Below are 26,993 nucleotides of genomic sequence, written 5' to 3' on the forward strand. Positions count from 1 at the left end.
TGTTCGTGCGAAAGGCACTAAATAGAATGTTTACTGCGAATATAGTGTAATAATTCATAGGATGAACGTTCCAGCATATCAAAAACTTCATAAAAACCTTCCTGGCCTCCATAATATGGATCGGGTACATTGGCTCCTGCATGCTGCAAATCGAAATCACGCATCAGAAATATTTCTGCACGCATTTTTGTTGCCGACATCAATGCTTTTATGTTCGACAGGTTACTTGCATCCATAGCAATAATATAATCCTGGTTCATAAAATCTTCTGCAATAAATTCCTGCCCCAAATGATTCAATACTATGTTTTTTTCTTTGCATGTTTGAATAGCACGCACATCCGGATGTTCACCAATATGGTAGCGGCTGGTGCCGGAAGAGTCTATTTGAAAGTGTTCCTGCAGATTATTTTTTTCCACAATTTTTCTGAAAATACCCTCTGCCATTGGAGATCTGCATATATTGCCTAAGCAAACAAACAGTACATTAATTTTATTCATTTCTATGAATTGATTCTAAGCTCAAATTAATTTATTTTTATGGAAATAAAATTCAACAATTCAAAATTTAGTATATCCTTTTTAAATTAATAACGTTAAAAATATTAAAATATTAACTCTTGTTAACTCGTTTGACCCCATAAATGAAAAACTCAAGTATATTTTCCGTTAAGATTTTGACGTTGTACGTAATAATTTTTATAAGTTTTTTAGCTAAAACATACACAATACCCAATTTCCATGATCTTGTTACCATTGCACATAAAACAATCAGTAATAATTATTTTGCTGAAATTATAAATAATCCGCTAAAACCTCATCAAGCGCGCTAACAAAAGACTTTTCATGAAATTGTTTTTTTATAATTTTGAATCAAAGAAACCATTCTTTATACTTGTAACTAATTATTAAATAATAATAATTATCAACAAGTTTGATTCAGCAACCCAAGCATACTCTCCTTTCTTTAGAGGAAATTAAAGGTAAGTTAAGCCAGTTTGGTCTTAAAGCAACACATCAGCGTATCGTAGTTTTTGATGCGCTGCAAAAGATGCCTATTCACCCTTCTGCTGAAGAAGTCTACACGCTGATACACCCAAGCAGTCCTTCGATTTCAGTAGCAACTGTTTATAATACACTGGATAGTTTTGTAGAAGCCAGACTCATTGCCAAAGTTTCTTCAGAAGGGGGGAAAAGCAAGTATGATTTTAACACGCATCATCACCACCATATTTACCTGACAAATACAGATGAGATACTGGATTACCATGATTCAGAATTACTGGATCTGATTCAGGAATATTTAAATAAAAAACAATTAACAAATATCTCTATTCAGGATTTTCAGCTGCACATTAAAGCAGAGAAAATCAATCTGAATAAAGAAGTTGATATCAACTAAGTAACTAATCATTCACTATAAAATAAATTCGAATATGTCATTAGTAGGAAAAAAAGCACCATCATTTGTTGCACCAGCCGTATTAAACGGATATGAAGTTGTTGAAGCGTTTTCATTAGATCAGTACTTAGGAAAAAAATATGTCGTATTTTATTTTTACCCAAAGGATTTCACATTTGTATGCCCGACTGAAATTTTAGCTTTTCAGGAAAAATTAGCTGCTTTTGAAGCAAAAGATACAGTTGTAGTTGGCTGTTCAACCGATACGGAAAACTCTCACTTCGCATGGTTATCAATGCCTAAAAACAAAGGCGGTATTCAAGGTGTTAAATATCCGTTGGTAGCTGATACAGCAAAAACAATTGCTACTAACTACGGTGTATTGGGCGGTAACTTTGACATTGATGACAATGGTCAAATGATCTTTGTTGGTGCACCGATCGCATACAGAGGTACATTCCTGATTGACAAAGAAGGTATTGTCCGTCATGAAACGGTGAATGATTTCCCATTGGGCCGTAACATTGATGAGACATTACGTATGGTTGAGGCATTACAGCACGTTGAAAAATTCGGCGAAGTTTGTCCTGCAAACTGGGGCGAAGGTAAAGAAGCCATGAAAGCTACGGTTGAAGGTGTTTCTGATTACTTAGCTAAGAATTAGTACTAAGTACAGAGTAAAAAAAGGGAAGAACAGTAGTTCTTCCCTCTTTATTTTTTCATAATGTGCCTGCTCTTTTTTATACTCTGTACTTTGTACTACTCTTCCACATAATCCAGGTCTTTCCCAAACGTTTCAGGGAGCTGTGAAATTGCCCAGAAGGAAATAGCAAATAAGATTGCAGACACAACCAATGCAGCATACGTAAGGTCACCTAATTTTCCCGGAGCTCTCAAATAATCAAACAACATAGCAATAACAACCAGCGAACCGCGCACAAAATTAGGCACTGTAGTAGCCGTGGTTGAACGCAGGTTTGTACCAAACTGCTCGGATGCTACCGTTACAAACATGGCCCAGAAGCCTACAGAAAAACCCAGCAGCGTAATCATTACGTAATAAATGGTTGTGCTTACATCTGACAGATTCAGATATACCAAAATCATTCCCATACAGAACAGATAAAAAATATAGAATGCTTTTTTTCTGCTTTTTAACACTTGCGATAACGCACCGCTTGCAATATCTCCGAAAACCAAACCGGCATAGCAGAACATAATGCTGTATTCCCTTTCCAGTAAGCCATTATTGCTGATGCCCATTTCGCCGGCAAACTCCGGAGCCCGGCCAATTAAAATACCGATTACAAACCAGATCGGAGAACCGATCAGAATGCAGTATACATATTTAAGCAGAATCTTTTTGTGTTTAAACAAATCGAAGAAGTTGCCGTGCTGCACATTTTCTTTTTTTGATTTTTCAAACATACCGGATTCAAATACACCGATACGAAGCATCAATAACGAAAGCCCCAAACCGCCGCCGATAAAATAAGCGATCTGCCAGGATAAAAACTTCCCTACAAGCGCCGCAACTATTGCCCCTGTTACCCCTACCGAAGCAACGATCATAGTACCATATCCCCGCTTTTCCTTACTCATTACTTCACTTACCAGAGTTATACCTGCTCCAAGTTCTCCGGCTAAACCAAAGCCTGCAATGAACCTTAAAATACCATAAGCTAAAAACGCCTGATCCTTGTCGTGAAATACATCTACAAAACCATTGGCAATGTTTGCCAGCGAATACATAATAATGGAACCAAACAGCACCGATAAACGGCCTTTTTTATCTCCCAGAATCCCCCAGAAAACACCGCCCAACAGCATGCCGATCATTTGAATATCAAGCAGCGATTGAAATTCATCGATGATGTTCTCCTGTACCCCAATACCTTTGATACTTTTAACACCAATGATTAAAAACAAAACCAGGTCGTATACATCTACAAAATACCCCAAAGCAGCTACTAAAACGGTTGTTGTTATTGCTTTACCAACCTGTTGCTGTTGTTTATCCAAATCTAACGTTGTCATACACTATTTTTTCTTAAAAATCCACGCAAAATACAAAAGACTTGGATGCTTATCAAACATCTACAATTTCGTACCTTGCAGTACTTATGAAAGTTGCATACGACATTTCCATACATGTATATAATTGGCTTATCCGGATTGCTGCCCTATCCGGCAATAAAAAAGCGAAGCTGATTCAAAAAGGCAGAAACGAGACCTTTTCTAAAATTGCGGCTTTCAAAAAAACGACCTCAAATGCCGTTGCACTTTTTCATTGTGCTTCATTAGGTGAATTTGAACAGGCGCGTCCCGTTATCGAAGCATTTAAAAAGAACTATCCTGCTTATAAAATTGCCGTAAGTTTCTTTTCCCCATCGGGGTATGAGATCCGGAAAAATTATTCCGAAGCGGACCTTGTAATCTATCTTCCGGCCGATACAAAAAAGTCTGCGCAAACATTCATCCATGAACTGGCGCCGGATATGGTTTTTATTGTTAAGTATGAATTCTGGCTGAATTTACTGGATGCTATTGAAGCCAAAAACATCTCCTTGTTTTTAATTTCCGGAAGGTTCAGAGAAAATCTTTTATTCTTCAAAAAAGGCGGGCACTTTATGCGCCAGCGATTAAAAGCGTTCACACATTTTTTCCTGCAGGATAATGCTTCCGGTGAATTATTAACGTCTATCAATTTTACTAACTGGAGTGTTTCAGGTGATACCCGCTTTGACCGTGTACAGCAGACTGCATCAAAGACAATACAGATACCGGAAGTGGAAGCATTCAAAGCCCAGTCTCCCTTGCTTGTTATCGGCAGCGGCTGGGATAAAGACATGGATGTATTGATTCCGTTTATGAATGCATTTGAAAAGGAGTTGAAAATTATTTATGCCCCGCATGAAATTCACGATGCAGAGATAAAAAAAATTGAAGCGAAGGTTCAAAAAAAATCCATCCGGTTTTCAAAATTGAAAGAGCAGGCGCATACGGCTGCAGATGTATTAATCATTGACAACATCGGTATGCTGTCTTCTATTTATGCCTATGCGGATTATGCCTACGTTGGCGGCGCTTTCGGAAGCGGTCTGCATAATATTCTGGAGCCGGCGGTGTTTGGCCCTGCTGTATTCTTCGGGCCACACCATAAAAAATTCCCTGAAGCTTACTGGCTTATTTCATTGGGTTACGGCTTTAGTATTTCAACAACAGAAGAATTTACCAAACACTTCGAGATGATTTATACCTCAGAAGAATTAAGACATTCCATAAAAAAAGGATTGCAGAGCACCATGCTTCAGGCATGCGGTGCCACAGATCATATTATGCATACATTATCTGTACTAGCTGACAAACAAGCAGTATCTGCAGCTTCACCCCCGGCTTCTATATGAAAGGTATTATTTATAAATCTACCGGCTCCTGGTATCTTGTAAAAGCAGAAGATGGCACATACTATAATGCCCGCCTTCGCGGTAAGTTCAAACACCTTGACCTGAAAGTTACCAATCCGCTTTCAGTAGGCGATTTCGTGGATATGAATATTGATCCGCTTACACCAACTGAAGCAATGATATTTAACATTGAGCCACGCACCAATTACATCATCCGCAGATCTTCGCACAAAACTGCTTTCGGCCATCTGATAGCCTGTAACATTGATCAGAGTATTTTACTTGTTACCTTGAAGCAGCCAAAAACATCGATTGGTTTCATCGATCGCTTTTTAATTTCCTGTGAAGCGTTCCGTATTCCGGCAGTTATTGTATTCAATAAATCTGATCTGTATAATGAAGCACTGATGGAAGAATATTTATACTTAAAAGATGTATACGAACCGCTGGGATATAGATGTATTCTTACATCGATGGAAAAAGAAAACGGTCTGGATGAATTAATGCCTTTATTACAGAACAAAATATCTGTAGTCTCCGGCCATTCAGGCGTAGGTAAATCTACCTTGATCAATAAAATATTCCCTCAGCTGGATATAAAAACAGATATTATTTCCGACCATTCACAAAAAGGGAAACATACAACTACATTTGCTGAGATGTATGACCTGAATGAAACTTCAAAAGTTATTGATACGCCAGGAATAAAAGAATTGGGTTTATTTGAAATTGAAAACGATGTGCTTTCCCACTATTTCCCGGAGATGCGGAGTTTGATGGGCCAGTGCCGCTTTCACAACTGCAAACACACGAATGAACCGGGCTGCAGGGTGAAAGAATATGTAGAAGCATTTAAGATAGCGCCTACGCGTTATGAAAGTTACTGCAGCATTATCTTTGAAAAAGATACCCATCGTTAATGGGTTATTAAACCTGTAAGGATTTTTTTATCTGTGTCATTAAAATTTTAGCTGATTAATCCTTATAGGTTTGGTTTTATTTCAGAAGGTTTGTTACCTTTTCTCTTATCTCCTCTTCGGTCAATTCATATTTAATGCCGTTGTACATTTCTCTAATAATCAAGGGAACTTTTGATGGTGTATAGCCGATCAATAAACCGATCTCATTACAAAAATCAAATTCTGTTTCATCCAATAAATTATCATTCAGAATAAGGTTCAATAAATAAAACAGCTGATCAAAACGTTCTTCATTGGTTTGCGGTTGGGTCTTAACTTTATCCGCATTTATATCTGTCATCAATGAACGGATTTCATTTCCGCGCATACCATTTTTTTCTGCGATATCAATGATCTTTTGTACTTCAGCCGGACGTTCCTGTTTATCGGCATTTAAGAGTCTAAGGTATTCTACCAAATGGTTTTTTACCTCGCCTTCTTTTTTGCTAAAGAATTTATATACCATAATGCGCTGATTTAGATGTCCCGTATTCAAACGAACCAATACCTGCTATAGGTCTTGTTACGATAAATAACGAATAAAGTACGTAAAAATTCAAAAAAAACGATACAAAATTACTGCTTCGCTTCTCCGTTAAAACATCAATTGATATTGCAATACAAACATTCCCTTGCGCGTTGTCTGTTCAGGAGCATCAGCCAGCGTTGCCTGTGCAAAGAATGGCCTGTTCTGATAATCAACTGATATTTTAGAGTTATGTCCTTTCATCAGCCAGTTTATACCCACATTAAATACCGTCATAGGTTTGTAGTTGAAAAACTGAAATCCTGAAACCTGTGTCATTGCATACGGCATCAGGGTACCGTGTTCGCCAAGCAAATTATCTTTCATCTTATAACCAAGCTGTGCAGAGAAGGTGCTTCCGGTACCATTCATGGCAAAAGCACTCCCCCCGCCGCTTGTGTACGTGCCGGGTCTTCCGCTGTATGCTTGTCCGCCATCCGCTGCATTCATCACACCCAGATTACGCACATAATTTCTTCCGTAATCGCTGTATAAATATGCCGCATAAAAACTGATTGCTGTATTGGTTTCTTTATTCAGTGGTGCGCCATACATTACGTCAATACCAAGTGTAACATATTGATGTGTTATTGTATCTGCTCCGCCTGGTGCTGAAGCATTCGCTTCTTTATACCACATAGCATCTTTCTGGTATTGCAGTCCGACGCCGATATTGAATATTTTTTTTGTCCCATGATAGGTTCCTGCCATGTAGGGATTTTTATTTGCTTCCTGATCCAGGAATTGATACGCCATGTAGGTATTCAACTGAGGATTTGGGTTTCTGGTAGAAAATGTTGCAACGTTATTCTGCATGTTTCCCAGCTCTCCGATACCTGCCTGGCCCGTTCCGCTTTTATTTGCTGCTGTATTTACAAGAAATGGTTTTGCAATACTGACACGATAATCGAGTTTACCTATTTTACCTTTGGCATATATCATCATCCGACGTACAAACTGATCGTTCAGATCATTTGTTGTCTGCTGATAAATCATTCCATCCATGCCCATTATTGAAGCTACAGCCAGCGATGAATAACGAAGCGGCCCAACCCATGAACCTAAACCGGCGCCAATAGATAAATGTTTTTTAATACATTCATAATCACCTGTTGCGTCCATTAAAAACAATCCGAACTTCCGTTCAGAAGTAAATCCAAAACTATTTTGCCCAACCTGTGTGTAGAAAAATGCACGATCCGTTAATTGCGCAAAAGCCTGAAAACGTACGCGTCTCAAACCTACGTCAAAGGTATTTTCAGCATTTGCAGCTTGTCCGTTAATTGTACTCCCCGGATTATTTTCATTGTATCTGACCCAAGCCTGAAGCAATCCGGTAAATTGTACATAATGACTGCCATCTTCATTCAATGCTATTCTCAATGGCTTTATAACCTGAGGTTTGATTTCTTTTTTAGCAGGCGGTATAATAGTATCCTGTTGTGCAACTGCAGTAAACGCAGATAGAAGAATCAAGATTGCTATACGTATTTTTTTCATAGTAGGGTTTGTATGAAAACATGCTAGAAGTACACGTTAGACCAAAGGTAAAGTGTTTGTCTTTAAGTTTTATACTATATGAAGGGATAAATACGAAGATTCCGTATATATACGGAATCTTCGTTCAGGTAAAATGCGAACTGAACGTTTGTTTATCGGTAATATTTTTTCACTGTATCAGAAATAGTACCGCATCATTAAATCAAGCTAGTGATAATTCCATAATAGACCGGAATACCTACTACGATATTAAATGTAAATGTAACCCCCAGCGACATGGGAAGCAGCAAACTCATATTTGCCTGGGGTACGGCCATTCTCATGGCTGCTGGTACAGCGATGTATGAGGCGCTGGCACATAGTATCGTAAATAATAAGGCATCTCCGTGATTCAACCCAAGCAAATAAGAAATTATAATACCTAATGTTGCATTGATGATCGGGGTAAGAATACCAAATGCTACTAAGAATACACCGGATTGTTTTAACGCAGATAATCTGCTGCCGGCTACAATACCCATATCCAGCAAGTATAAGCAAAGCATTCCTTTAAATATACCACCTACAAAAGGTTTAAGATCTACTTCACCGTGTTCGCCACCCAGGTATCCAATAATCATTGAACCGACAAGCAATACGATTGAGCCGTTAAAAAATGCTTCCCGCAAAACTTCTCCCATCTTTGAACCATGCGCGGCATCAACGGAATGTTTTTCTTTGGATGTATTTTTCCGGATCATTAATAAACCTACAACGATTGCAGGCGATTCCATCAAGGCCATACCCGCAGTCATGTAACCGCCGAAAGGTTCGTTCTGTCCGGTAAGAAAAGCCTGGGCTGTTGCAAAGGTTACGGCACTTACCGAACCATATGTTGCAGCGATAGCGCCGGCATCATATACATTCAGTTTTATTCTCAACACCCTGTAAGCAAAGATGGGTACAACAACAGCCATTACCATACAGGCAAGTATGATGTAAACGATCTTCAAAGTAAACCCGCTGTGAAACAATTCTTCGCCACCTTTAATGCCGATGTCGAATAATAAATAAAGAGAAAAAAATTTTGCAATTGCCGGCGGCACTTCCAGATCCGATTTGATTACAACAGCAATCAAACCAAGGAAAAAGAATAACACCGCAGGACTTGTAAAGTTGTCAATTACTGCGTGAAAATCCATACAAATACGTTGTTAAAGGGGTAAAATCAAGTTCGTTTTATTCATTTGAAGCTAGCACTTCAATGTAGTTATCCTGCAAATATACGTGGAAGTACGTTAAATACATTTATTCCAGATAGAAACTACGCTTCAGGCTGAACAATACTTCAGGCAGGTGGTGAAAATTCAATACGGGTTGTATGTATTTTATTCACACAGGTATACGATATTTTAAATTTATATAAATCGCATATTTTTTTGACAATAGATAAGCCAAGACCCACAGACATTTCGGAAGTAGAGCTTTTTAAAAACCGTTCAAACATACGTTCTGCTTCTACCGGCAATTCGTTTCCGGTATTTGAGATTTCTAACATATCTTTTGAAAGCGTAATTGTTATTGTACCGGCATCTTCAATGTTATGCTTAATCGCGTTTGAGATTAAGTTGAAAAATAAGGTCTCAATTAAAATCTGATTCGCCGGTATGATGATTACTTTTAAAATATTGAGCTGAACGATAATGTTGCGTTCATTTATTAATTCTTCAAAACTTATTAAAAGTGTTTCAAGCAGCTGCCCGATATTAATTCTGGTCAGCTCACTGTATTGATTATTTTCAATTTTAGAAAGTAAGATCAAGCCCTTATTCAACTGGGTAAGCCGGTTGATGGTATAGAAAACAGATTCAATCAGAACCATGTCTTCATCTTTCAGGTTTTTAGATTGGATCAGTAGTTCTAACTTATTGCGGATAATGGCTAACGGTGTTTGCAGTTCGTGTGAAGAATTTTCATTAAACTCTTTCTGACTGTTAAAATCTTTATATATTCTGGTAGTCATTTTTTCTACACTCTCACTCAATTCATCAAATTCATCCACATTCGATTTGTAATATGGAATGATTTTAATGTTTACCAGATCATAATTTTTTAACCGTTCAACCAAATCATAAAAAGGCTGCCAGATTTTATTTGAAATAAACCGGTTAATTAAAAGTACTCCAACAATTAAACCGAAAAACAAAGCCACTTCAATCGGAAGAATAGAATTGATAAGGGATTCAGCCTCTGAAAGCGGTTGCCTGATTGTGATCTCATAAAAATTATCACCGTGTTTGTAGACACTTTTCAATTCTCTGTAATCAATATTTTCTTTCCGTTTAGAATTATATATACTTATGGTATAAAACCGGTCGTATACTTTACTATCCTTCCCTACCTGAATAATTTCGATAAAATCACTGTTCTGAATTTCCTTGAATTCTTTTTCATATCTCAGGTTTTCAATTACCTGATCTTTTTCCTGATGCAAGGCCTCATCAATTGCATTGAAAAGAACATTACGGATTAAAAAATAAAATAATACCGTACCTATCGTAAAAATAAATAACGTATAAATTAAATAATAAATTGAGCTTTTCGCTGTTAATTTCATTCTGTCTGAAATTTATAACCGATGCCGTATACGGTGGTTAAATAATCTTTACAGCCTGCATCAACTAATTTTCTGCGCATGTTTTTAATGTGCGTGTAGATAAAGTCAAAAGAATTGCTTTGATCCATGTGATCGCCCCAGATATGCTCCGCTATAGAATCTTTAGGTAACACACGGCCTTTGTTCGAAATAAAAAACAACAGCAGTTCAAATTCTTTTCCGGTAAGCGTTACGCGTGTATCGTTTACAAATACTTCATGATTTTCCGGAATCAGACGGATTTCGTTAAAAATAATATCTTTATTTCCATCAAATTGTCTTCTGCGCACAATGGATTTTAACCGGGCATTTAATTCTGAAAGATGGAAGGGTTTGGTCAGATAATCATCTGAACCAAGATCGAGCCCTTTAATACGGTCTTCAAGGGTATTTTTAGCAGAAATAATAATAATGCCGCCTTTGATATTTTTACTCTTGATTTCCTGAATCAAATCAAGTCCGCTGCCGCCCGGCATCATTAAATCTACAATAAAACAATCATACTCATAGGAGTTTATCTTCTCCTGCCCTTCTGCAAAGGTACGCGCAACTTCGCACACATAGCCTTCGTGAGATAAGTAACTGATGATGGATTGTCTTAATTCCTTTTCGTCTTCAATTAATAAAAGTTTCATAGGCCGGCAGATTGAAAAAACCAAGTGTACAACTAAATTTACTTTTTTTAATTAACTTGAACAAATTATAGATTGAATCTAAAGAAAAGCTGAAGAATAATGATTAGTGTTATTGCGTGTACAAACAGGCCCAATTCAAACTCATCGAAGATTGCCAGATATTATATTAAACTACTCGAAGATCAGGGTATCGTAGCAACGTTAATTGATTTAAATGAATTACCTGAATCATACCTTTTCAGTGCATTGTACCACAACCAGGGAAAGGATTTGATTTTCAATGCTATGAAAGCCAAGATTGCAGCTTCTGAAAAATTTGTATTTGTTGTTCCGGAGTATAACGGCTCTTTTCCGGGTGTATTAAAAGCATTTATTGACGGCCTGGATTATCCGGCAAGTTTCAAAAATAAAAAAGGTGCGCTGCTTGGCCTTTCATCAGGGGTGATGGGCGGCAGCCTTGCTCTAAGCCATTTAACAGACATCCTGAATTATCTGGGCATGCATGTATTGGCCTCCAAACCAAGAATCACACGGGTTGAAAAAACATTTATAGATGGTGAAATCAATGATCCGTTTTTACGTGATTTGATTTTACTCCAGGTAAAAGATCTGTTAAACTTTTAAGGCATGAAAAAAACATTTCGCTTCTTCCCGGTCATATTATTGGTTTTTATTTTTAGTCAGGCATGCCATGCACAGGTAAATGAATATTTCTTAGGTGTATTTTCCAATCAGGCAAACACCATTAAATTTACCATCGGCGCTTACCCTAATACTGTCAATCAAAGTAAACGCAACGACGGCAGCATCTATTCTGCTATGCGCATTGCGATTGTCAACAATGAACATGCAGAACCGATTGTATGGAGTGATTATAAAATTTATATTTTATTAAAAGATGGCACCTTGTTTTATAATTTCCTGACGAATGCAACTACAGGAGAATATGCATGCAAGTATACCGTAGAACCTGGTTCTACACATCTGCAGCTGGTATGCTTTGAGAAGATCTTTACCGGAACTGATGTAGAAAAAATCTGGTTGAGTTTTAGCGACAGTCAGTTTTTGCCGCTCATAATATACAAAGACGAAGTTAAGCCTGAACAGGATGTAACATCCGGATCTACGCCTTCTAAGAAGCCTTTAAAAAAATAGGTACTGATTAAATCAATCAGTACCTATTTTTTATTTTTACTTATTTAGATAACGACTAATCTACGTTATCATGCAGGAATTTATTGTTTCCTAAAATTTCATTATCATCATTCAGATTGAATCTGGAAATATTACGATCAGATGAATGCGGATGATCTTTCAGATTTACATTCTTACGCTCAAACGCAGGTCTATCCAGCATATCTTTAAACTGTTCGTGTGGAATGTTCGGATTGCTGTTCAGGCTTTTTAAACGCTTGATACGTTCCTGAGATTGCTGAATAAGCTTTTTACGCTGTTCTTCTGCCATCAGGCTTTCAGGCGTTTGTGCTGAAACCGAATCCGGCTTTGTATCTTTAATTTCAAATACAAATTCTGTTTCGTCTGTAAAATCATTTGAAACAGTTTCTTCAACCGGATTTTTCTGAACCGATGTAAATTCAAATGAATATGTTTCTGTTGGTTCAACCACATCACTGGAGTGATTTGTTGTAGATACAGTATCCATTGAAGTATTTTCTATTGAATTTTTCGGATACGAATCTTCTTTCAACTCTACTTTCGAATCAACCGATTTTTTCTCATCAATAGCATCAAATATGGTGATCTGTTTAGAAGTTTCCAGATCATAGAACTTTTTTACTTCTTTGTCCGCTTTATTATTTGCCGTCATTTTGTTTGGCTCAAAGCCAGTAGCAATAACGGTTACACGAATACTGTCACCCAATTCCGGATCAACCCCCTGACCCCAGATTGTATCCTGATCAAGGCCTGCGCGTGCTTCAATGTAATCAGCGATTTCAGATAATTCATCCATACGGAGTTCCGCATCCGGACCATACATAATAGATAACAGGATCTTTTTAGCACCGGTGATATCTGTGTTGTTCAATAACGGAGAAGATAATGCTTCTTCAACGGCACGTGTTCCTCTGCCCTCTCCGCTTGCAATACCAGAGCCCATTACAGCAGCTCCTGAATCTTTCATTACTGTTTTAACATCTTCAAAATCCACGTTTACATCGCTGGTAACCGTGATGATTTCTGCAATACTTTTTGCAGCTGTTGTTAAGATATTATCTGCTTTAGCAAATGCTTCGCGGATGGAAAGGTTGCCATAGATGTCACGCAAGCGATCGTTTAGAATCACAAGAACGGTATCGCAGTACATTCTCAGCTCTTCAATTCCCTGTTCGGCCTGCAATATTTTCTTTTTGCCTTCAAAACCAAACGGAGCCGTAACGATACCAACAGTAACAATATCCAGTTCCTTTGCAAGTTTTGCAATAATCGGAGCTGCACCGGTTCCGGTACCACCGCCCATTCCGGCAGTAATGAAAACCATCTTTGTATTGTTACTCAGCAACTCTCTGATTTCTTCTTTGCTTTCAATGGCTGCGTTCTTCCCTCTTTCCGGGTTAGCGCCTGCACCTAAACCATCGGTCAAGCCAATGCCAATCTGCAATTTGTTCGGTATGGGGCTGCCACTTAATGCCTGTACATCTGTGTTACACACGATGAACTCAACATCTTTGATGCCTTGGCTATACATATGATTTACGGCGTTACTCCCGCCGCCTCCAACACCAATAACCTTGATGATGGATTTGTGATGACTTGGCAAATCAAACTTATACATAGGACACGAAGTTTAGTAAAAATGATTTAATTAATAGTCTTGTTTATCGTCAATATCATCCATCAATAACCCTTTCAGTCTATCACTGGCTTTTTTAAGATTGAACCCAAACAATGATTTAGTATCGTCTTTGTAATTCTTTTCCTGGACTTTTTTATTTTTATCTACCGCTTCAACAGCTGGTTTTTCAGATATATCTGAATACTTATTTGCACGTTCGTCGATGGACCAGAAACCTGCTAATACAAGGCCTACAGCCGTTGCATACATCGGGCTTTTTACCAATTCTGTTTTGCTCTTACCTAAATGTTCATTCGGATAACCGATACGTGTGTGCTGTCCGGTCATTAACTCAAACAATTGTTTTAAGTTTTGTAACTGAGCACCTCCACCTGTAATAACAATACCACCGGCCAAGCGATCTTCGTATCCTGAACAAATAATTTCGCTGTGCACCAGTTCCAGAATTTCTTCCATTCTGCACTGAATGATGCTTGCTAAATTTTTAGCAGAAATTTCTTTCGCTGGTCTGTCACGTAATCCTTTTACTGTAATGATATCGTTTGCACGTGCTTCACTTGCTAACGCAGAACCAAATTTAATTTTCAATTCATCTGCCTGCTTGTGCATGATGTTACAACCCGTCTTAATATCAGACGTAATAATATCCCCCCCGAAAGGAATAACAGCCGTGTGACGGATAATATTATCGTAGAAAATAGCGATGTCGGTTGTACCGCCACCAATGTCTACCAGACATACACCTGCTTCTTTTTCTTCTTCACTCAACACCGACATACTTGAAGCAATCGGTTCAAGGATTAAGTTGTCAATAGCAAGATCACCTTTCTGCACGCAGCGGTTTATATTTTTAATCGCGTTTGTATTTGCGGTGATCACATGAAAGTCTGCTTCAAGGCGAACGCCCGTCATACCAACCGGATCTTTAATGTTCTCTTCGTAATCAACCGTATATACCTGAGGCATTACATGAATGATCTCGTTTCCGAAAGGCATTACAGTCCTGTACATATCCGCTGTCAAACGATTTACGTCATCTACAGAGATTTCTTCGTCACCGCCGGGTCTGTTAATACCATGGTGATGTACCGAACTTTTTATGTGCTGACCGGCAATACCAACGTTTACTACGCCGATATCAATGCCTGACTGGTCAGATGCTTCTTTGATTGCTTTTTCAATCGCCGTAACGGTTAAATTAATATTCGTTACCATGCCCCGAATTACCCCTTCAGATACAGCCTTTCCGATACCAAGTATCTCCAGTTTGCCATATTCATTCTTTCTACCAACGATGGCACAAATCTTAGTTGTTCCAATGTCTAAACCAACGACAATTTTGTCGTTTTGATTTGGGTGAGATTGATTATTTTCTTTATACATGGGCATAAAAATTATTCACAGACAATTTGATTATTAAACGATACATTAACCCGTTGATACGAATCCCAGCCTTTAGCCGGAAGTATATCGCGGAAAAACATATCTATTTTTTTAAACTTCACTTCAATATCCGTAGGCTTTCCAAAGAAGATCTCGTAGTTGCCTATTTGCGGCTGCATCACAACATCACCATTTTGCAACAGTGTTAGTTGTGAAATCATTTTTTTCCAATACGGGCTTTGATCAATAAACTCAATCAGCTGAAAATATTTGCTTCCGGTAGAATCGGTAAGCATATAATTTTCCTTCATCAGTCTGGATGCAAAAGGACCATCAATAATTAATACGCGGGAGGTAAATTTTTCAGAAGTCGATAGTGCCGTAGCATTACTTCCTATGTATGCATGAGGAGAATTCTGGCTAACGATTCGGGCAATTGGCTTGCTTTGATTTATTTCAACCATCAAGGTTCCTTTGTGATCGGCACTTATTTGTGCATCATCCACAAATTTAATGCTTTCAAGGCGTAATTCTAAAGTTTTCAAATCAATATCCCGATATTTTTTACCCACAATCTGATCCGCGTCATTCATCGTAAGGGTACGTAAAATGTCGGCTTCGTCAACGAAGTAGTTGTCGGCTTCGTAATTAATCCGCACCAGCGTTTTCCTGATTGTTCTGTTTGCATGTTCGTTCTCTACAAAGCTGATCAGAAAAAGCAGCACTACGCCCATAGAACCAAACACCAGTTTGTTCTTAAGCGATTGACTCATGCTCCATTTTTTCCTGTTATCCGTTTGCTTTGCCATAACGCTGCTCACAAAGTAATTTTATTGGTTGAATAAATCGGTCGATATCGCCTGCACCTGCAGTAATCACAACATCAAAATTCAATTTTTCTAATTCTGTCAATAAGGATTCCTTACTAACCACCTTTTTATTTGTTGATGGAATCAAGTTCAGCAACACATCTGACGTAATACCTTCAATGGGCAATTCTCTTGCCGGATAAATTTCCATAAGCAGCAACTCGTCTGTCAATGCCAGACTTTGCGCAAACTCCTGCATGAAATCACGGGTCCGGCTAAACAAATGGGGTTGAAATACGGTTACAACTTTTTTTCCGGGAAAGACCATACGCACAGCTTTCAACAATGCTTCCAATTCTGTTGGATGATGTGCGTAATCATCTACATAAACTAATTTAGTATTTTTATAGATGTATTCAAAGCGTCTTTTAACGCCACCGAAACTTCTTAAGCTTGCTTTTATCGAATCAATGGAAACCCCAGCAAAATGTGCCGCTAAGAAAGCAGCGGTTGCATTCATTACATTATGCATGCCTGGCATTTCAATACGGATATTATTCCAGCGTGTGAAATCATGATCAATACTGAACGTAACGCCACCATCTTCAACAACAACATTCTGAATGCGGTAATCTGCTTCAACCGATTCACCAAAGGTAACTGAAAGCGATGCATGGGAAGGAATCTGAACGTCTACATCGACCCGACGGATAACAATACCGCCTGGTTTTAGTTTTTTTAAATACTCATTGAACGAATCGTAAAACGATTGTACATCTGAATAAATATCTAAATGATCAGGGTCCATGTTATTGATAACCGCTATATCCGGGCTTAATTGAAGGAATGAACGGTCATATTCATCTGCTTCTGCAACTACCCAGCCTGCACCATCGCCATGATTTCCGATCAGTATATTTGTATTATAATTCTGTGTAATGCCCCCAAGGAATGCACTGCATGGCATGCCCGATTCATGCATGATATGCGCGGCCATAGAAGAAGTTGTTGTCTTTCCATGTGTACCGGCAATACCAATTGTTTTTAATTCTTTCGTAAGGAATCCCAGCACCTGAGAACGTTTATACAACGCATAACCATTCTCTCTGAAGAAATTCAACTCCAGGTGATCGGCAGGAATAGCCGGTGTATAAATAACCAATACAGAATCTTTCTTTGTAAACGCTTCCGGAACTTCCGCCATTGAATCCGTGTAATGCACAGCCATACCTTCTGCTTCCAATGCTTTTGTTAAATCGGAAGAAGTTTTATCATAGCCACCTACGTTATAGTTATTCTGCTTGAACCATCTGGCCAATGCACTCATACCTATCCCGCCGATACCTATTAAATAAACGCTATGTATATGTGTCAGATTCACTTTCTATCTGTATTAATTATTTCGAATACTTTATTAACGATACGTTCTGTTGCATCCGGACGGGCAAATGTCAGGATATTTTTACTCAACGTATGCTGTGCATCCTGATTCTTCATCAACTCTAATGCCTTTTGAACCAGCTCTTCAGGAGCATTCATATCTTTTACCATCCATGCCGCCTGCTTTTCAGAAAGTGCCAGCGCATTTTTAGTCTGATGATCTTCTGCCACATTTGGTGACGGCACCAGAATACACGGTTTTCCTACAATTGATAATTCAGAAATAGACAATGCACCAGCTCTTGAAACAATCACATCTGCCATCGCATATGCCCTGTTCATATCTGCTATGAAATCCGTTACCTTAATGGTTTCTGAATTGTATTGCTTTAATCCTTCGTAGTAAAACTTACCTGTCTGCCACAATACCTGAATACCGGCATTTTTTAATTGTTCAAGATTCCGTTCAATCGATAAATTAATTGTTCGTGCACCTAAACTTCCGCCCATTACAAACAACGTTGGAACACCTGGTTTTAGACCAAAGAAGGTATGTGCGCCTTCGGAATATTTTTTATAATCAACAATATCTTTACGAACCGGATTTCCCGTATAGACAATTTTGTCTCCCGGGAAAAAACGTTCCATACGTTCATACGCAACGCAGATTGCTTTTACTTTTTTTGAAAGCGCTTTATTGGCAACACCTGCATAGGAATTCTGTTCCTGAATCAATGTTGCTACACCCGAAGCATTTGCAGCCTGCAACAATGGCCAGCTTGCATAGCCACCTACCCCAATGGCAATATCGGGTTTGAACGTTGAAACAATTTTTTTTGCTTTAAAATAACTTGCAATAACTTTTAACGGAAACGCTAAGTTATCCAGTGAAAGCTTACGCTGAATACCGCTTATCCAAAGGCCTTCAATGTTATACCCTGCTGCCGGCACTTTCTGCATTTCCATACGTCCCTGTGCACCCACAAATAATATTTCAGAATCGGGGAACCGTGCTTTGATTGCATTCGCAATAGCAACTGCAGGATAGATATGTCCTCCGGTGCCTCCGCCGCTAATAATTATACGATATGGTTTTTGTTCAGGCATTTTGTACTTCTGCTGGATTTGAATTTGATTCTTTAATATCCCCTCTGCTCACACTTAAAATAATTCCTAAGGAAAGACCTGTAAACAACAACGACGTACCTCCCATACTTAACAAAGGCAATGGCTGACCGGTGATCGGACCAAGACCAACTGCAACACCCATATTGATCATTGCCTGGCCTACTAAACTGAATGCAACACCGGCAGATAATAAACCACCGTATGCCCGTTCACTGTTTACTACTGTTTTCATACCGCGGTATAACAGCGCGAGATATAAAAAGAGCACAAACATGCCGCCGATAAAACCATACTCTTCTATGATAATGGCATAGATAAAATCGGAAGAAGATTGCGGCAGAAAATATTTCAGATCACTGTTGCCCGGACCTTTACCAAAAAGGCCGCCGTTCCAGATTGCAATAAAAGCCTGCTCTGCCTGATAAGGGACTTCTCCGCTATCATCAAAGAAATGTTCAATCCGGCTGATGGCTGTTTCCAAACGCTGGCCGATCTTTAATGCGATCGTACCGCAAATAGCGCCGACAATTACCAGCATAAATAAATATTTCACCGGTACCCTGCCAATAAACATAAGCAGCAAACAGGTTGAGAATAAGATCATGGCAGTAGAAAGGTTTGACAATGCAATCAAACCACATATAGCGCCAGCCCAGAAAACAATCGGAATAAATGATTCTTTAAAATCTTCAATGTTTGCCTGGCGTTTCGCTAACATACTTGCCAGGTTTGCAATAAGTGCAAGCTTTGCTAAATCTGATGGCTGAAATGACTGATTGATGATCGGAATCATAAGCCAACGTGTTGCACCACCACTCTCGGTTCCCATTAAAAATGTAAACAACAGCAAGGGCACTGAAATGATCAATGCCAGGCGGCTTAAACGCGAATAGTATTTATAATTTATTTTGTGTCCCAGCCAAACTAAAATCAAACTGACAACAACCAAGCCGCCATGTTTGGTTAAGTAATACATCGTATCCCCATCTTTCTTTTGGAAAGCCAGTGAACTGGATGCACTGTATACCACAGCCAAACTGATGAGGGATAAGATCAAAATAATAGACCAGATGAAAGGATCTCCTTTCAAATTTTCTTTCAACCAGTCTGTTATACGATTCAATGTCATATTCTTAACCTGCTAATTCAATTACTAAATTTCTAAATTGTGTTCCGCGGTCTTCATAATTCTTGAACAAATCAAAACTCGCACATGCCGGAGAAAGTAAAACAGTATCTCCTTTTTTTGCTGAATCATGCGCGATGCGAATTGCCTCAACCATGGAATGTGCTTCTTTGATTTCAGAAACCATAGAAGCAAACCCACTCAGCACTTTTGAATTATCTTTACCTAAGGCAACAACCGTATGAACTTTTTCTTTTACCAATGCTTCAATCTGCGAGTAGTCATTACCTTTATCTACACCGCCCACAATCAGCACAACCGGCGTTTTCATGCTATCCAATGCATACCAGACAGAATCTACATTTGTAGCTTTGGAATCATTTACAAACTTCACTCCATAAATAGAACCAACAAACTCAAGTCTGTGTGGTGCATTTCTAAAGCTTTTTATTGACGCAATGCTTTTATGAATATCAGCACCGATAGATACTGCTGCATTCAATGCAGCCATAATGTTTATATAATTATGTTTCCCCTGCAACGGAAATTCTTCCGTATTACAGGTAACAACAGTATCATCAAGTGCATGGATCTGAATGGTTTTTTCATCTGAATACGCACCTGCACTATAAAGCTGTTTCAATGAAACAGGCACATAACGTGCATCAACCGGATGATCTTTTTTATACGATTCAATTACGCTGTCTTCTGAATATGTTATGTAATAATCTGCGGGTGTCAGATTTTGAAATATTCTGAACTTTGATGCGGTATAATTTTCGAATTTATATTCATACCGGTCCAGGTGATCCGGCGTTATGTTCAACAACACAGCTACATCTGCTTTAAACGTATACATATCATCGAGCTGAAAACTGCTCAATTCCAATACATATACATCTTTCTTTTCATGAATAATCTGGCGCGCTAAACTCGTTCCGATATTCCCCCCCAAGCCAACAGAGTAACCAAGTTGTGCCAGTATGTGATGCGTTAATAAGGTTGTAGTTGTTTTACCATTACTTCCTGTGATTGCAATAAATTTGGCACCTGGATGAATATGTCTGTATGCAAATTCGATCTCTGAAATCACTTCAATTGCTTTGGAACGGATCAGTTTCATGATCGGGGCTTTTTCAGGTATACCCGGGCTTTTAACAATCAGCTGTGCCGACAGTATTTTTTCTTCTGAATGTACACCTTGCTCAAATGCAATGCCTGCTTGCTGTAATTCAGCAATGAATGCTTCGGTAATCATACTTGAGTCAGAGACAAACGTATCGTAGCCCTTTGCTTTTGACAGCAAAGCAGCGCCTACACCACTTTCTCCTGAACCTAATATGACTATTTTCTGAGACATGTATTATCGTAATTTTAATGTTGCTAATGACAGAATCGCCAATAAAATTCCTACAATCCAGAAACGTGTAACGATCTTGGATTCATGGAAACCTGACTTCTGATAATGATGATGTAAAGGAGACATTTTGAAAATCCGCCTGCCTTCTCCGTATTTTTTCTTCGTATATTTAAAATAGGACACCTGCATGATCACAGACAAATTTTCTATTAAGAATATACCGCACAAGGCAGGCAATAATAATTCTTTACGAACAGCCAAGGCCATTACAGCAATTACACCACCCAAGGCAAGACTGCCGGTATCGCCCATGAATACCTGAGCCGGATAGGAATTAAACCAAAGGAATCCGATGCATGCACCCATCAATGCTGCTCCGAAAATAACCAGTTCGCCGCTGTTGGGGATATACATAATATTCAGATAGCTTGCGAAAATCGCATTTCCGGATACATAGGCAAAAATTGATAATGTTAATGCTATGATAGCGGAAGTACCTGCTGCCAGGCCATCAATACCATCCGTAATATTTGCACCATTTGAAACAGCTGTAATCACTATTATTACAAGAAGCACATACAGAATTGGTGTGCAGTTATCCGTTATTAAACACGAAATCGATCCATAATCCAATTCATTGTTTTTTAGAAATGGAATAGTTGTTAAACTTGATTCAACATCTGTATAAACGGAAGAACTTTGAATGGTTGATTTGCTTCCATCTGCCAATGTATATTCACGGATAACAACACTTGAATTATACAATAATGTTAAACCAACAATAAGGCCCAATGAAACCTGACCGATAATCTTGAATTTTCCCTGTAAACCTTCTTTGTTCTTTTTAAATACTTTAATGTAATCATCCATAAAGCCAATGAAACCAAGCCATATCGTGGAGATCAATAACAACACGATGTACACATTGGTTAGTTTGGCAAACAATACCGTAGGAACAATGATGCATAGAATAATCATTAATCCGCCCATTGTCGGAGTACCTTTTTTCTCCATCTGGCCAGCAAGACCCAGATCCCGGATACTTTCGCCTATCTGTTTATTCTGAATAAAGGTGATGATCTTTTTGCCAAACACCAGCGCTATTAAAAGCGATACAAATGCGGCCATGCCGGCACGAAAAGAAATGTATTGAAATACACCCGCTCCCAGCAAGTCATATTTGTTTTCCCAATATTCAAATAAATAATATAGCATTAGTTCGACTGATATTGAAGTTGAAAATGATATTGCTCGTTATGACTAATAATATAGTTCAACATGTTAATGACATTGTTCAACAATTCAACACATGTATCGCATTCAGTACTTAAAGGATGCTTCATCTGAATCAATTTCAGCCAATATCTGGTTTGAACAGACATTTCAGAAGCAGTAGAAATTGCTTCTGTAAAATCCATATGAGTAGTTGAAGCCCACGCAGTTTCAGCATGCTTGCGTATAGACAATCCGTATTTCAATAGTCTTGCCGACAACTCCATTTCGTTGTTCTTTAACAGAACACCGTAGAGATCCATGATCCTATTGGACAATTCAAAAGTTCGGTTACTAAGTAGTTCGTAAGTCATTGACTAGTCTATAGATTTAAATGCACGTGCACTTTTATGAATGTTTCTTCTTGCCTGCTCTATTTGATTTACCAGTTCTTCAAAATCTTTGTAATCCTCTTCCAGCACAAGTATGATTTTATAAATTTTAATGAATCGTATAAGATTCAATAATCCTTTAGATTGTTTGGATGCATTCAGCATATTCAATCTAAATTCGTGATTCGATTTAGCTATTTCAGCATGATACAATGCCTGCACAACTTCTTTATACAACAAGTCAATACGCTCAGATAAATCTGTACGATTATTGTCATTTAAAAACACAACAAACCGTTCAACGGAATATTTTACCGTTGTCTGGTTAAAATGTTTGATCTCTAAAAAAGAACTCATCATAGTTTTACTTCCCTAAAGTGTCTAATAACTCTTTTATTATTAAACGATCATCAAAAGGATATTTAACCCCTTTGATTTCCTGATATGTTTCGTGGCCTTTTCCGGCAACTAAAATAATATCACCTGTTGATGCCAATGTACAGGCAACTTTTATCGCTTCTTTTCTATCCAGTACAGACAGAACTTTTTTCTTGTCTACAATACGAACGCCTTTTTCCATTTCAGTAAGAATGGCCTGAGGTTCTTCGTTACGTGGATTATCAGACGTTAATACAACATGGTCGCTGAACTGGCATGCGATGTCTGCCATCACAGGGCGCTTTGCAGCATCTCTGTTACCACCACACCCAACAACTGTTATAATTTTGTTTGCTCCTTTTAATTCTGTAATTGTTTCCAATACATTTTTTAATGCATCAGGTGTATGTGCATAATCAACAATCACGGTAATGCGTGTTGCAGATATCTGCTGTTCGAATCTGCCATTTGCAGCTTCAATAGTTGAAAGCTGCATCAACACTTCTTCCTTGTCTTCACCCAGTAATACGGCTGTTGCATACACGGCTAATAAATTGTATGCATTGAAATTACCGATCAGCCTGAACCAGGCCTGTATACCGTCTACATCCATTTCCAAACCCTGCATGGTAGTAGAAATTAATTTCCCTTTAAAGTCTGCTAAGGCAAGTAATGAATACGTATATGTTTTAGCACGTGTATTCTGAATCATTACCCGGCCTCTTTTATCGTCTGAATTAATCAGCGCGAATGAATCATTCGGTAAACCATCAAAGAATAATTTTTTCGCTTTGATGTATTCGTCAAATGTTTTGTGATAATCTAAATGGTCATGTGTGATATTACTGAACAAACCACCAGCAAATTGCAGACCGGCAATACGTCTTTGTACAGCAGCATGCGAACTCACTTCCATAAAGCAATGTGTACAGCCGGCCTTCACCATATCTGCCAGCAGCTTATTTAAAGAAATAGCGTCCGGTGTGGTATGTGTAGCCTGCACGACTTTATCTTCAATAATATTTTCTACAGTTGAAAGCAATCCCGTTTTATAACCCAGCTTTCTGAACAAGCGGTATAGTAAGGTTACTGTAGTCGTTTTACCATTTGTACCTGTTACACCTACCAATTTTAATTTAGACGAAGGTGAATCGTAAAAATTAGAAGCGATCATACCCAGAGCTTCCGCACTATCCTTTACCTGAATGATCGTGCAGTCAGCAGTAGATTCAATTTCCGGCAGCTCTTCACATACAACAGCAGTAGCACCTTTTTGAATAACGTCTGCAATAAATGAATGTCCGTCGCTGCTTACGCCTCTTACAGCAATAAACATAGAACCTTTCTCAACTTTGCGCGAATCAAAACAAATAGCAGTAACATCTACATCCGTTCTTCCGGATACTGATATTAAAGAGACCTTATATATTAAATCTTTTATCTGCATATTAATTCAAGACGATAGTAATGTAATTACCTTTATTATATCTGGTACCAGATTGGATGGATTGAGAAACAACTCTGCCGCTGCCCTCAAACCGCACACGCAGTCCGATATTTTCCAATATATACAACGCGTCTTTTAAACGCAGTCCATTTACATCCGGTACAATACCTGCAACAATTTTGCGGTCATACCAAACAACTGTTTTATTTTCAAGATTGGCTTTTACCCAATCATCATTAGCATTTGTACTTGTATGCTGTGGAATTTTTAATTCGTTGCATAGAAATTTAAGATCTTCATACAATCCACCTTTGATCGCTGGAAATATGCCGCTGAATGCAGTTACATTATTTGGGGCAATAGGTGCATGCAGATCCAGATCCTGCGCAAATATTTTATCTGCAACTTCTTTAAACACCGGTGCTGCCACATCCGAACCATACAAATTATATCCTTTCGGATTGTCGATCACAACAATACAACTGTACTTAGGACGATCTGCCGGAAAATACCCAACAAAAGAAGTGTAATATGTTCTTGTATAGGTTTGTTTTACCAAACGCTGTGCTGTACCTGTCTTTCCGCCTATTTTGTAATTTGAGTTTTTAATATTTGCAGCTGTTCCGTTTTCGACAACACCTTCCAGCATGATTTTCACTTTACGAATGGTTTCATCTGAACAGATCTTCTCTTCTACTACTTCTGTTTCGTATCTGTCCAATACCTGATCAGCCACACGCGTTTCTTTAACAATCATCGGGCGTACCATTTTACCATTGTTTGCCACGGCATTGTAGAAAGCAAGTGTATGAATAGGTGACATGCTCAATTCGTATCCGATTGACATCCACGGTAAGGTTGTACCGCTCCATGTTTTAGAAGCCGTTGTTTTAAAATATGGTTTGGCTACACCATCCATTTGAAATACAACCGGCTCAGTTAAGCCCATTTTTGTAATATATTCTAAGAACTTATCCGGCTTGGCTCCAAAATATTCATTCACCTTTTTTGAAACCGCAATATTGGATGATGTTTCAAACGCGTGCTGCAAAGTAATTTTACCATAACCGCCCGGCTTTGAATCACGCATGATTCGATCATAGAATTCATATTCACCGTTACCCGTATCAATGGTATCTGCAAGGTTAATATCCGTATCTTCAAACAATGCAATCATGGAAGCAAGCTTAAAGGTTGAACCCGGTTCGGTTAAGCCCTGGTTACCCATGGCATAATTATAATTTTCAGCATATGCGCCTTCACCTATTTTACCGAGGTTCGCGATGGCTTTAATTTCACCCGTTGCTACCTCCATGAGTACTACACAACCGTAGTCTGCGTCATGTGCCGTTAAATGATTGCGCAGTGAAGCTTCAGCGACATCCTGAATATTTACATCAATTGTTGTAACAATATCAATACCGTCAACAGGCATGATCTCATTTTCATCGTGCACCGGTTTCCAGTTACCGCCCGACATTTTTCGAAACAATGCTTTTCCGTTCTGACCGGCAAGTTCTTTGTTAAAACTATATTCTAAACCTGCACCATTATTGTCTTCATTGACAAAACCTACTGTACGCTGAGCAAGAAATGAAAACGGCAGGAACCGTTTATCAACTTTTTCAAATACAATGCCTCCTTTAGAGCGGCCTTCAGAAAAGATCGGCCATTCAGACATTTCCTTCTTTGCCTGATAATTGATCAGCTTATGATTTAAAATGATGTACCGCTTATTGCCTTTTCGCGCATCGTTGATCTTCCGTTTATATTCTGAAGCCGTTTTATCTTTAAAATAATTCGCAAGATTTCTGGATAACTGATCAATTCCTTTTCTATATATTTCGTCATCTGCAACTTTTGGATCAATGCATACCCGGTAGAAAGGCAAAGATGTTGCAAGTAAACTTCCATCATCAGAAAAAATATTTCCGCGAGTAGGTTTTACATCTTTAAAATCCAGCAGATTTTCTTCATGCAGTTTCGCCCATCTATCTCCCTGTACAAATTGGATAACAACGATCTTGTATCCAATTGCAAAAGAAAATAACAGTATTACCAAAAAGGCAAGACGTATTCGAAGGACGATGGATTTTTTAATATTCACGTTGCTTCTCAGTTATTTTAACAGGTGGTTCTATACTTTCTTTTAATCCCAATGATTCAACTTGCTTTGCCACTTCAGATTGTTTACTCTTAAACATTAAGTCGGCAAGTAACGTGGTATAATCTGCCCGCAGGTCGTTTACTTCATTTTGTAACCGGCTTGTCTTACGCACAAGCTTATCGCCGTAATGTGCATTTGCTATATACAGCATCATAATAAAGGCAAAAAACAATACCTTAGGTACATACTGTACCGGTAAGCCTTCATTGAATACATTTCCAATGGGAATGTACTTATCTACAATAGAAAATACTCCTTTGCCGGAAGAGACTGTTTCCGGAGCATATGGTTCTTCAACCTGTGGAGTAGCTTTTACTGTATTTTTAGCCATAG

The 26,993-nt window shown here is 38.4% G+C and carries 26 protein-coding genes; 6 read left to right on the plus strand and 20 right to left on the minus strand.

Annotated features, from left to right (window positions below):
• Positions 1-17: 17 nt before the first annotated feature.
• Positions 18-500 (minus strand): low molecular weight protein-tyrosine-phosphatase, encoded by a 483-nt coding sequence (locus CHU_RS13235; protein ID WP_011586081.1) that lies wholly within the window; start codon positions 498-500, stop codon positions 18-20.
• Positions 501-933: 433 nt separating this feature from the next.
• Here CHU_RS13235 and CHU_RS13240 point away from each other — a divergent pair, with 433 nt between their 5' ends.
• Together CHU_RS13240 and CHU_RS13245 are read left to right on the plus strand one after the other, a co-directional pair.
• Positions 934-1,401, plus strand: a complete 468-nt coding sequence (locus CHU_RS13240) for a Fur family transcriptional regulator (RefSeq protein WP_011586083.1) — start codon at positions 934-936, stop codon at positions 1,399-1,401.
• A gap of 34 nt (positions 1,402-1,435) precedes the next feature.
• Entirely contained in the window at positions 1,436-2,065 is a 630-nt protein-coding gene (locus tag CHU_RS13245; RefSeq protein WP_011586084.1) for a peroxiredoxin, read from the plus strand.
• A 95-nt stretch (positions 2,066-2,160) separates the two neighbouring features.
• On the opposite strand, the gene CHU_RS13250 is transcribed toward CHU_RS13245, so the two are convergent.
• On the minus strand, positions 2,161-3,438 hold the full coding sequence (locus tag CHU_RS13250) for an MFS transporter (RefSeq protein ID WP_011586085.1): 1,278 nt from the start codon (positions 3,436-3,438) through the stop codon (positions 2,161-2,163).
• Positions 3,439-3,524: 86 nt separating this feature from the next.
• On the opposite strand from CHU_RS13250, the gene CHU_RS13255 reads away from it, so the two are divergent.
• Positions 3,525-4,808, plus strand: coding sequence for a 3-deoxy-D-manno-octulosonic acid transferase (locus CHU_RS13255; RefSeq protein WP_011586086.1), 1,284 nt, complete (start codon positions 3,525-3,527; stop codon positions 4,806-4,808).
• On the plus strand, positions 4,805-5,728 hold the full coding sequence (gene rsgA / locus CHU_RS13260) for a ribosome small subunit-dependent GTPase A (protein WP_011586087.1): 924 nt from the start codon (positions 4,805-4,807) through the stop codon (positions 5,726-5,728). The genes CHU_RS13255 and rsgA overlap by 4 nt, the downstream gene beginning before the upstream one ends.
• A gap of 76 nt (positions 5,729-5,804) precedes the next feature.
• Here rsgA and CHU_RS13265 read toward each other — a convergent pair whose 3' ends face one another.
• The 5 genes from CHU_RS13265 to CHU_RS13285 all read right to left on the minus strand — a co-directional run bounded on the left by CHU_RS13265 (position 5,805) and on the right by CHU_RS13285 (position 11,063).
• The gene (locus CHU_RS13265) at positions 5,805-6,233 is read right to left on the minus strand and encodes a hypothetical protein (RefSeq protein WP_011586088.1); all 429 of its coding nucleotides are present in this window, start codon (positions 6,231-6,233) and stop codon (positions 5,805-5,807) included.
• Between the two features lie 129 nt (positions 6,234-6,362).
• The gene (locus CHU_RS13270) at positions 6,363-7,793 is read right to left on the minus strand and encodes a hypothetical protein (RefSeq protein ID WP_011586089.1); all 1,431 of its coding nucleotides are present in this window, start codon (positions 7,791-7,793) and stop codon (positions 6,363-6,365) included.
• Between the two features lie 197 nt (positions 7,794-7,990).
• Positions 7,991-8,974 carry a sodium-dependent bicarbonate transport family permease gene (locus CHU_RS13275; RefSeq protein WP_011586090.1) on the minus strand — a complete coding sequence of 328 codons (984 nt, stop codon included), beginning with the start codon at positions 8,972-8,974 and terminating at the stop codon, positions 7,991-7,993.
• Between the two features lie 146 nt (positions 8,975-9,120).
• A complete protein-coding gene (locus CHU_RS13280) occupies positions 9,121-10,389 on the minus strand; it encodes a sensor histidine kinase (protein ID WP_011586091.1) in 1,269 nt (422 codons plus the stop codon).
• Positions 10,386-11,063 carry a response regulator transcription factor gene (locus CHU_RS13285; RefSeq protein ID WP_011586092.1) on the minus strand — a complete coding sequence of 226 codons (678 nt, stop codon included), beginning with the start codon at positions 11,061-11,063 and terminating at the stop codon, positions 10,386-10,388. The genes CHU_RS13280 and CHU_RS13285 overlap by 4 nt, the downstream gene beginning before the upstream one ends.
• Before the next feature lie 99 nt (positions 11,064-11,162).
• Between CHU_RS13285 and CHU_RS13290 the strand changes: the two genes are divergently transcribed.
• Both CHU_RS13290 and CHU_RS13295 read left to right on the plus strand, forming a co-directional pair.
• Positions 11,163-11,687 (plus strand): NADPH-dependent FMN reductase, encoded by a 525-nt coding sequence (locus CHU_RS13290; protein ID WP_011586093.1) that lies wholly within the window; start codon positions 11,163-11,165, stop codon positions 11,685-11,687.
• Positions 11,688-11,690: 3 nt separating this feature from the next.
• A complete protein-coding gene (locus CHU_RS13295) occupies positions 11,691-12,218 on the plus strand; it encodes a hypothetical protein (protein ID WP_011586094.1) in 528 nt (175 codons plus the stop codon).
• Between the two features lie 55 nt (positions 12,219-12,273).
• Here the strand turns inward: CHU_RS13295 and ftsZ are convergent, their stop codons facing one another.
• Genes ftsZ through CHU_RS13360 form a run of 13 tightly spaced genes read right to left on the minus strand, consistent with a single transcriptional unit; the run spans position 12,274 to position 26,991 of the window.
• Positions 12,274-13,857 (minus strand): cell division protein FtsZ, encoded by a 1,584-nt coding sequence (ftsZ, locus tag CHU_RS13300; protein WP_011586095.1) that lies wholly within the window; start codon positions 13,855-13,857, stop codon positions 12,274-12,276.
• A gap of 30 nt (positions 13,858-13,887) precedes the next feature.
• Positions 13,888-15,261, minus strand: coding sequence for a cell division protein FtsA (gene ftsA / locus CHU_RS13305; protein WP_041932393.1), 1,374 nt, complete (start codon positions 15,259-15,261; stop codon positions 13,888-13,890).
• Positions 15,262-15,272: 11 nt separating this feature from the next.
• Positions 15,273-16,070, minus strand: coding sequence for a cell division protein FtsQ/DivIB (locus tag CHU_RS13310; RefSeq protein WP_041932394.1), 798 nt, complete (start codon positions 16,068-16,070; stop codon positions 15,273-15,275).
• Positions 16,051-17,451, minus strand: coding sequence for a UDP-N-acetylmuramate--L-alanine ligase (gene murC / locus CHU_RS13315; RefSeq protein ID WP_011586098.1), 1,401 nt, complete (start codon positions 17,449-17,451; stop codon positions 16,051-16,053). The genes CHU_RS13310 and murC overlap by 20 nt, the downstream gene beginning before the upstream one ends.
• Positions 17,448-18,557, minus strand: a complete 1,110-nt coding sequence (gene murG, locus CHU_RS13320; protein WP_011586099.1) for an undecaprenyldiphospho-muramoylpentapeptide beta-N-acetylglucosaminyltransferase — start codon at positions 18,555-18,557, stop codon at positions 17,448-17,450. The genes murC and murG overlap by 4 nt, the downstream gene beginning before the upstream one ends.
• Complete coding sequence (locus CHU_RS13325; RefSeq protein ID WP_011586100.1) at positions 18,550-19,707, minus strand: FtsW/RodA/SpoVE family cell cycle protein; 1,158 nt, start codon at positions 19,705-19,707, stop codon at positions 18,550-18,552. Before CHU_RS13325 ends, murG begins: the two co-directional genes overlap by 8 nt.
• A 4-nt stretch (positions 19,708-19,711) precedes the next feature.
• A complete protein-coding gene (gene murD, locus CHU_RS13330; RefSeq protein WP_011586101.1) occupies positions 19,712-21,064 on the minus strand; it encodes a UDP-N-acetylmuramoyl-L-alanine--D-glutamate ligase in 1,353 nt (450 codons plus the stop codon).
• A 3-nt stretch (positions 21,065-21,067) separates the two neighbouring features.
• Positions 21,068-22,279 (minus strand): phospho-N-acetylmuramoyl-pentapeptide-transferase, encoded by a 1,212-nt coding sequence (gene mraY / locus CHU_RS13335; protein WP_011586102.1) that lies wholly within the window; start codon positions 22,277-22,279, stop codon positions 21,068-21,070.
• Positions 22,279-22,650 carry a four helix bundle protein gene (locus tag CHU_RS13340; protein WP_011586103.1) on the minus strand — a complete coding sequence of 124 codons (372 nt, stop codon included), beginning with the start codon at positions 22,648-22,650 and terminating at the stop codon, positions 22,279-22,281. The genes mraY and CHU_RS13340 overlap by 1 nt, the downstream gene beginning before the upstream one ends.
• A gap of 3 nt (positions 22,651-22,653) precedes the next feature.
• Positions 22,654-23,028: a hypothetical protein gene (locus CHU_RS13345; protein WP_011586104.1), complete on the minus strand. Its 375-nt coding sequence runs from the start codon at positions 23,026-23,028 to the stop codon at positions 22,654-22,656.
• Between the two features lie 4 nt (positions 23,029-23,032).
• Complete coding sequence (locus CHU_RS13350; protein WP_011586105.1) at positions 23,033-24,493, minus strand: UDP-N-acetylmuramoyl-L-alanyl-D-glutamate--2,6-diaminopimelate ligase; 1,461 nt, start codon at positions 24,491-24,493, stop codon at positions 23,033-23,035.
• A 1-nt stretch (position 24,494) separates the two neighbouring features.
• The gene (locus tag CHU_RS13355; protein WP_011586106.1) at positions 24,495-26,600 is read right to left on the minus strand and encodes a penicillin-binding protein; all 2,106 of its coding nucleotides are present in this window, start codon (positions 26,598-26,600) and stop codon (positions 24,495-24,497) included.
• The gene (locus CHU_RS13360; RefSeq protein WP_011586107.1) at positions 26,590-26,991 is read right to left on the minus strand and encodes an FtsL-like putative cell division protein; all 402 of its coding nucleotides are present in this window, start codon (positions 26,989-26,991) and stop codon (positions 26,590-26,592) included. Before CHU_RS13360 ends, CHU_RS13355 begins: the two co-directional genes overlap by 11 nt.
• Positions 26,992-26,993: the final 2 nt, after the last annotated feature.

Origin of the sequence: Cytophaga hutchinsonii ATCC 33406 (assembly GCF_000014145.1) — a bacterium.
GTDB lineage: Bacteria > Bacteroidota > Bacteroidia > Cytophagales > Cytophagaceae > Cytophaga > Cytophaga hutchinsonii.